This window comes from Sphingomonas sp. UYEF23, assembly GCF_040546165.1.
Taxonomy (GTDB): Bacteria; Pseudomonadota; Alphaproteobacteria; order Sphingomonadales; family Sphingomonadaceae; genus Sphingomonas; species Sphingomonas glacialis.
On record NZ_JBEPNG010000032.1, the window covers coordinates 1 to 1,163 of the forward strand.

Genomic DNA, 1,163 nt, shown 5'->3' on the forward strand with positions numbered 1-1,163 from the left:
CGTGCTATGGGCCTGTCAGGATTTCCGTGTGTGGGTGGGCATAACGGGTAAAACGGAGATCCCATATGTCCCGACGCAAAGAGCCTGCAATACCGAACGAACTTCTCGACCAGCTGCTCGCGGGCGGGGCTGCCAGTGCGGCATTTGAGCAAGGCGGCTTGCTCGATTCGCTAAAGAAGGCGCTCACGGAGCGCGCCTTGAACGCGGAGATGGATCACCACCTCGCCGGCGAGGACGGCGCCGGCAACAGCCGCAACGGTTACGGTCGGAAGACCGTGATGACCGACAGTGGCAAGATGGCGATCGATGTACCGCGCGACAGACAGTCGAGCTTCGATCCGCAGCTGATCGCCAAATATCAGCGGCGCTTCCCCGGGTTCGATGAGAAGATCGTGTCGATGTACGCGCGCGGCATGAGCACCCGCGAGATCACAGGGCATTTGCACGATCTGTACGGGATCGACGTGTCGCCCGACCTGATCAGCACGGTGACCGATGCCGTGCTCGACGAAGTTGCGACGTGGCAGCAGCGGCCGCTCGATCCGATTTACCCGCTCGTTTTCTTCGATGCGATTCGGGTAAAAATCCGCGACGAAGGCATGGTCCGCAACAAGGCGATCCACATCGCGCTGGGGGTCCGCGCCGACGGTGCCAAGGAAGTGCTCGGCCTGTGGCTCGAGCAAAACGAGGGCGCCAAGTTCTGGCTGCGGGTGATGAACGAGCTCAGAAATCGCGGCCCCGAGGATATCCTGCTGGCCGCCGTCGATGGCCTCAAGGGCTTCCCCGAGGCGATCACTGCGGTGTTCCCCGACGCAATCGTCCAGACCTGCATCGTCCATCTGCTGCGCAACTCGATGGACTTTGTCTCCTGGAAGGACCGCAAAGGCCTGGCGACGGCGTTGAAGGAAATCTACCGGGCCACTGATGCCAATACGGCCGAAAATGCGCTGGCGGCGTTCGAGGGTGGCCCCTGGGGCACCCGCTATCCCGCCATCGGGCAGCTGGCGACGCGCATGGAGCGAGGTGATCCCGTTCTTCGCCTTCCCCGATGCGGTCCGCAGGATCGTCTACACCACGAACGCGATCGAGGCCTTGAACTCGAAGCTCAGGCGCGCCGTCAGAGCCAGGGGGCACTTCCCCAGCGACGAGGCCGCGACCAAGCT

General features: G+C 62.9%; 1 pseudogene. It reads left to right on the forward strand.

Annotated elements, in window-relative coordinates:
- Positions 1-65: 65 nt before the first annotated feature.
- Positions 66-1,163 (forward strand): annotated as a pseudogene (locus ABIB28_RS18500) (IS256 family transposase); the annotation flags it as partial.